Origin of the sequence: Burkholderia sp. Cy-637 (genome assembly GCF_011753175.1) — a bacterium.
GTDB classification, from domain to species: Bacteria; Pseudomonadota; Gammaproteobacteria; order Burkholderiales; family Burkholderiaceae; genus Burkholderia; species Burkholderia gladioli.
This window is the reverse complement of record NZ_VWWC01000275.1, coordinates 1-5,735: the sequence shown is the minus strand read 5'-3', so window position 1 is coordinate 5,735 and position 5,735 is coordinate 1. Positions and strand designations below refer to the sequence as shown.

At 69.1% G+C, this 5,735-nt stretch carries 6 protein-coding genes and 1 pseudogene; 5 read left to right on the top strand and 2 right to left on the bottom strand.

The window, feature by feature from the left end:
- The 5 genes and pseudogenes from F3J10_RS34085 to F3J10_RS34065 form a co-directional block, all read left to right on the top strand.
- Nucleotides 1-252 (top strand): annotated as a pseudogene (locus tag F3J10_RS34085) (chorismate--pyruvate lyase); the annotation flags it as partial.
- Nucleotides 249-761 carry a DNA-deoxyinosine glycosylase gene (locus F3J10_RS34080; protein ID WP_167243914.1) on the top strand — a complete coding sequence of 171 codons (513 nt, stop codon included), beginning with the start codon at nt 249-251 and terminating at the stop codon, nt 759-761. The pseudogene F3J10_RS34085 and the gene F3J10_RS34080, both read left to right, overlap by 4 nt.
- A gap of 124 nt (nt 762-885) precedes the next feature.
- The gene (locus tag F3J10_RS34075; protein ID WP_167243913.1) at nt 886-1,812 is read left to right on the top strand and encodes a spermidine synthase; all 927 of its coding nucleotides are present in this window, start codon (nt 886-888) and stop codon (nt 1,810-1,812) included.
- Nucleotides 1,813-2,044: 232 nt separating this feature from the next.
- On the top strand, nt 2,045-2,287 hold the full coding sequence (locus F3J10_RS34070; protein WP_025096540.1) for a DUF3311 domain-containing protein: 243 nt from the start codon (nt 2,045-2,047) through the stop codon (nt 2,285-2,287).
- Nucleotides 2,284-3,834, top strand: a complete 1,551-nt coding sequence (locus F3J10_RS34065; protein WP_025096539.1) for a sodium:solute symporter family protein — start codon at nt 2,284-2,286, stop codon at nt 3,832-3,834. The genes F3J10_RS34070 and F3J10_RS34065 overlap by 4 nt, the downstream gene beginning before the upstream one ends.
- 125 nt (nt 3,835-3,959) lie before the next feature.
- Here the strand turns inward: F3J10_RS34065 and F3J10_RS34060 are convergent, their stop codons facing one another.
- Nucleotides 3,960-4,394, bottom strand: a complete 435-nt coding sequence (locus tag F3J10_RS34060; RefSeq protein WP_036049673.1) for a VOC family protein — start codon at nt 4,392-4,394, stop codon at nt 3,960-3,962.
- Nucleotides 4,395-4,579: 185 nt separating this feature from the next.
- Complete coding sequence (tal, locus tag F3J10_RS34055) at nt 4,580-5,533, bottom strand: transaldolase (protein ID WP_017920366.1); 954 nt, start codon at nt 5,531-5,533, stop codon at nt 4,580-4,582.
- Between the last annotated feature and the right edge of the window lie 202 nt (nt 5,534-5,735).

Genomic DNA, 5,735 nt, shown 5'->3' with positions numbered 1-5,735 from the left:
AGCGATGCGCGGGTGTCCCGCTCGGCCCTGGTGAGCCGGCGCGTGATCGCCGGCCATCCGCTGCACCTGCTGGCGGCGCGGGCCCTGCCCGCGGGCGAGCCGCTGCCGCATGCGTTCGCCGCGCGCCGCTCGGTGTTCGAGCGGCACGGCGCGCCGCTGATGGTCAGCGAATGCATGTTGCCGGCGCTGTGGCGGCGCGTGGGCGGGGCCGGCGCGCTCGAACTCGCGCGCGAGTCGGATTCGGCTGCATGAGCGAGGGGCCGCAGGCGCTCAAGCGCAGCTTCCCGCCGGTGGTGGACGAACACACGCGCGTGCTGATCCTCGGCAGCCTGCCCGGCGAGGTCTCGCTGGCGCAGAGCCGCTATTACGCGCATCCCCAGAACCGCTTCTGGCGCCTGCTCGGCGAGGTGCTCGACACCGAGCTGGTCGCCCTCGACTACGCGCAGCGGCTGCAAACCCTGCAGCGGCACGGCATCGGCCTGTGGGACGTGGTGGCCGAGGCCACCCGCATCGGCAGCCTCGACAGCCGGATCCGCGACCACGCCAGCAACGATCTCGTCACCCTGGTGCAAAGCCTGCCGCGGCTCGCGGCGATCGCCTTCAACGGCGGCACGGCGGCCAGGCTCGGTGCGCGCGCGCTGGGCGAGCACGGCGCCGCCTACACGCTGCTCGGGCTGCCGTCGAGCAGCCCCGCCTACGCGGCGCTGCCTTATGCGGACAAGCTGCTGCAATGGCGCGCGCTGGCCGCCTTCCTGGCCTGACACGAAGCCGCGCATCGACGCAGGTGGGATTCGGCGGCTGCGTCTGGCCGCCCGCGCCGCGCCGGTGCTATGCTCTCGATCCTCCCGTTTTCACCGAGTCGCGCGGCCTGCGCGATCCATCCAGATGACCCGACTGATCAAGCGCGCGTCCGCCGAGGCGCGCGCGTTTCGCCGCGACAACGCGCGCGACGACGAAACCCTCGCCCAGCGCCCCGAGGTGCGGACCAAATCGCGCGCGAACCGCGACGACCTGAGCGACGCACCGCTGATCGAGGCGCCGCGCAAGCCGCGCTTCGCGCCGGTCACGTTCTCCGAGGAGCGCGGCGTGCGCTACCTGCACTTCGGCACCGAGTGGGTGCAGGGTGCGATGCGGCTCTCAAGGCCGCTGGCGATCGAGCTCGAATACGCGCAGCAGATGATGGCCTGGCTGCTGTTCCTCGATACCCCCGAGCGGATCGTCCAGCTGGGCCTGGGCACCGGCGCGCTGACCAAGTTCGCGCATGCCTACCTGGCGCCGGCGCGCGTCGAGGCGGTCGAGCTGAATCCGGCGGTGATCATCGCCGCGCATTCGATGTTCGCGCTGCCGCCCGACGACGAGCGCCTGACGGTGCACGAGGCCGACGCCTGGGACTTCGTCAACGACGCGGCCAACCGCGGCACCACCGGCGCCCTGCAGATCGACCTGTACGACGCCACCGCGCGCGGCCCGGTGCTCGACAGCATGGCCTTCTATCGCGCGGTGCGCGGCTGCCTGGCCGAAGCCGGCGTGGCCACCATCAACCTGTTCGGCGACCACCCGAGCTTCGTGCGCAACATGAAGCACCTCAACGCGGCCTTCGATTCGCGCGTGATCGCGCTGCCGGAAGTGCACGAGGGCAATCGCGTCGCGCTGGCCTTCTCGGGCCCGGACCTGTCGGTGTCCTACGCGCAGCTCGAGGCGCGCGCGGCGCATCTCGAGCACACGCTGAAGCTGCCCGCGCGCCAGTGGGTGAAAGCCTTGAAAGCATCGAAAGCCGAGCTCGGCGACGCCTCGCCGGACTTCACGATCTGACGGTTTCCCGGCCGGGCTCCCGCCCGCGCCCCGCGCCGCCGGCCTCCCCGCCGGCGGCGTCGCATCCATTCCCGCCGCGCTCCGGGTTCGCCCGCGTATCTGACGACATTTCGGACTCTTATACTCTGTAAGCCTGGGCTCGCGGCAGCGGATCCGCCCGCGTTTCCTCGCATCGTCGTACCCGTTCAAGACATCTAAATAACCGGGCATAAGAGACACAAGAGGAGACGCCATGGCTCACGAAGCCAACGCCAACCAGGCCGCCAAACGCTGGCTCTGGCTGCTGGTGCTGCCAGTCATCGCGATGGTCTGGGTGCCGTCGTACAGCAAGGTCGAGCCGCAATGGCTCGGATTCCCGTTCTTCTACTGGTATCAGCTCGCCTGGGTGTTCGGCAGCGCGGCGATCACCGGCTTCGTCTACAGCAAGACCAAGCATTGCTGGCGCGCCAATCCCGCCAAGGAGGACGCGCAATGAACCTGACCGCCACCTTCGTGTTCGTGCTGTTCTTCGTCGGCGTGACGATCCTCGGCTTCCTCGCCGCGCACTGGCGCCGCGGCGATCTCGCCCATCTCGACGAATGGGGCCTGGGCGGGCGGCGCTTCGGCACCATCGTCACCTGGTTCCTGCTAGGCGGCGACCTCTACACCGCCTACACCTTCGTGGCGGTGCCGGCCCTGGTGTTCGGCGCCGGCGCGATGGGCTTCTTCGCGCTGCCCTACACGATCTTGATTTACCCGTTCGCCTTCGTGGTGTTTCCCAAGCTCTGGAGCATCGCCAAGCGGCACGGCTACGTGACGGCGGCCGACTTCGTCGGCGCGCGCTACGGCAGCCGCATGCTGGCGCTGGCCGTGGCGGTGACCGGCATCGTCGCCACCATGCCCTACATCGCGCTGCAACTGGTAGGCATCGAGGTGGTGATCGGCGGGCTCGGCTTCGACACGCGCGGGCTGATGGGCGACCTGCCGCTGATCATCGCCTTCGCGATCCTGGCCGCCTACACCTACACCTCGGGGCTGCGCGCGCCGGCCATGATCGCGATCGTCAAGGACATCCTGATCTACGTGACGATCGCCGCGGCCATCATCGTGATCCCCTCGCAACTGGGCGGCTTCGGCCATATCTTCGGCAGCGTGCCGCCGCCCAAGCTGCTGCTCAAGGCGCCCGACGTGGACAGCCTGAACGGCTACAGCGCCTACGCGACGCTGGCGGTGGGCTCGGCGCTGGCGCTGTTCCTCTATCCGCACTCGGTCACCGCGATCCTGTCCTCGAAGTCGGGCAACACCATCCGCCGCAACATGGCGATGCTGCCGGCCTATTCCTTCGTGCTGGGCCTGCTCGCGCTGCTCGGCTACATGGCGCTGGCCTCGGGCGTGAAGGACATGCCGGAGTTCGCGCCGTACTTCAAGGCCTATGGCGCCAACTTCGCGGTGCCGGCGCTGTTCCTGCACTTCTTCCCCTCGTGGTTCGTCGGCGTGGCCTTCGCGGCGATCGGCATCGGCGCGCTGGTGCCGGCCGCGATCATGTCGATCGCGGCGGCCAACCTCTACACGCGCAACATCCATCGCGAGTTCATCAACCGCAACATGACGCCTCACCAGGAGACCAACGTCGCCAAGCTGGTCTCGCTGATCGTGAAGGTGGGCGCGGTGGCCTTCATCCTCGGGTTGCCGCTGACCTACGCGATCCAGCTCCAGTTGCTGGGCGGGATCTGGATCATCCAGACCCTGCCGGCGATCGTGCTCGGGCTCTATACGCGCGTGCTCGACCATCGCGGCCTGCTGGTTGGCTGGGCCGCCGGCATTATCTGCGGTACCTGGATGGCGATCTCGCTGAAGCTGGCGGGCTCGATCTTCACGATACATCTGTTCGGCATGGCGATTCCCGGCTACGCGGCGATCTGGTCGCTGGCGGTGAACCTGGTGGTGGCGGTGGTGGTCAGCGTGGCGGTGCGCGTGGTCGGCATGGCGCGCGCCGAGGATCGCACGCGGCCCGAGGACTATCTCGACGTGGCCGAAGGTTGAGGGCGGGGTGAAGCGGCGGCGGGCCAGCCCGCCGCGCATGCAGGATCGAGGCCGGCTCCCGCCTGACGCGGCGGGGCCGGCCTCGTGCTTTTCGGGAGCGCGGCTCGATCGATCAGGGCTGCTGATCAGGGGCGCGCGGCCGGATCCTCGACGTTGACCATCCAGTGCACGCCGAAGCGGTCGCGCAGCATGCCGAAACCGAGCGCCCAGAAGGTCGGGCCGAAGGGCATCGCCACCGAGCCGCCGCCGGCGAGCGCCTCGAAGATGCGCCGGCCCTCGTCGAGCGTGGCCGGGTTCAGCGACAGGGAATAACCGTCGTGGGTCTGCTGCGGCGCGCCGGGCCGGCAATCGCCGTCCGAGCACATCAGTTGCGATTCGCCGATCCGCAGGCTGGCGTGCATCACCTTGTCGGCCAGCGCCGGATCGAGCGGCTGGCCGGGATTGGGGGGCGCATCCTTGTGGCGCATCAGCATCTGGACCTCGGCGCCGATCGCGTCGCGATAGAACGCGATCGCCTCGTCGCAGCGTCCGCCGAAGAACAGATAGGCTTGGACTTGCATCGTCGTCTCCTGGTGGGCTCGTCCGACCTGGTTCGGCCTGCTGGCGAGCACGATGAAGGGCGGGGCGTGGAGCCCCGTGACGAGAAGTGTAGTGCGTGCCGGGCGGCGCGCACATGACAACGGCCGCGCGAGGCGGCCGTCGGAGGTGCTGCCGGCAGGCGCGGGCGCGGCCCGCGCCGGGGCGCTTAGCGCAGCGCCTCGATCAGGCCTTCGAGCTTGATCGCGTCGGCCGCGAAGGCGCGGATGCCCTCGGCGAGCTTCTCGGTGGCCATCGCGTCGTCGTTGAGCTGGAAGCGGAAGGCGGATTCGTCGATCGCCACGCGCTCGGCCGGCGCATCCTGCGCGCTGTCCGGCGACAGCTTGCGCTCGAGCTTGTCATTGCTCTCGTGCAGCTTCTGCAGCAGCTCGGGGCTGATCGTCAGCAGGTCGCAGCCGGCCAGCTCGGTGATCTGCGCGACGGTGCGGAAGCTCGCGCCCATCACTTCGGTCTTGTAGCCGAACTTCTTGTAGTAGGCGTAGATGCGGCGCACCGACTGCACGCCCGGATCGTTCGCGCCGCCGTTCTTGACCTCGTCCCAGTTGGCGCCGGCCTGCTTCTTGTACCAGTCATAGATGCGCCCGACGAAGGGCGAGATCAGTTGCGCGCCGGCCTCGGCGCAGGCGGCCGCCTGCACCAGCGAGAACAGCAGGGTCATGTTGCACTTGATGCCTTCCTTCTGCAGGACCTCGGCGGCGCGGATCCCTTCCCAGGTCGAGGCGAGCTTGATCAGCACGCGCTCGCGGCCGATGCCGGCGGCTTCGTAGAGGCGGATCAGTTCGCGGCCCTTGTCGATCGAGGCCTGGGCGTCGAACGACAGGCGCGCGTCGACCTCGGTCGAGACGCGGCCCGGGATGATCTTGAGGATTTCGGTGCCGAAGGCGATCAGCAGGCGATCGATGATGACGTCGGTCGATTCGCCGGCGTGGTCGCGCACGGTCTTCTCGAGCAGCGGCTTGTAGGCATCCTTCTGGACCGCCTTCAGGATCAGCGAGGGATTGGTGGTCGCATCCTGGGGCTGATACTGCGCGAGCTGCTGGAAATCACCGGTATCGGCGACGACGGTGGTGTACTGCTTCAGCTGGTCGAGTGCGGTAGTCATGAGCGAATCGATGGTGGGCGCAAGGCGCCGGGTTCGACGGAAGGCCGCGCGACTGCGGCGCGGCGGCGAAGCGGGCCGGCCGACCCGCCCGCGAGCGGGGCGGGGAACGGCGACCGGAAAGCTCTATTCTAGGCCCGATTGGCCGGCGCGTCCGCGACGAGGCGGGTGGAATCGGGGCGGCAACGGGCGCGGGGCGCGCCGA

Excerpts from the sequence above, each read along its gene's own strand:
- F3J10_RS34075 (WP_167243913.1), top strand. The coding sequence starts at position 886 with ATGACCCGACTGATCAAGCGCGCGTCCGCCGAGGCGCGCGCGTTTCGC.
- F3J10_RS34070 (WP_025096540.1), top strand. The coding sequence starts at position 2,045 with ATGGCTCACGAAGCCAACGCCAACCAGGCCGCCAAACGCTGGCTCTGG.
- F3J10_RS34065 (WP_025096539.1), top strand. The coding sequence starts at position 2,284 with ATGAACCTGACCGCCACCTTCGTGTTCGTGCTGTTCTTCGTCGGCGTG.
- tal (WP_017920366.1), bottom strand. The coding sequence starts at position 5,533 with ATGACTACCGCACTCGACCAGCTGAAGCAGTACACCACCGTCGTCGCC.
- F3J10_RS34080 (WP_167243914.1), top strand. The coding sequence starts at position 249 with ATGAGCGAGGGGCCGCAGGCGCTCAAGCGCAGCTTCCCGCCGGTGGTG.
- F3J10_RS34060 (WP_036049673.1), bottom strand. The coding sequence starts at position 4,394 with ATGCAAGTCCAAGCCTATCTGTTCTTCGGCGGACGCTGCGACGAGGCG.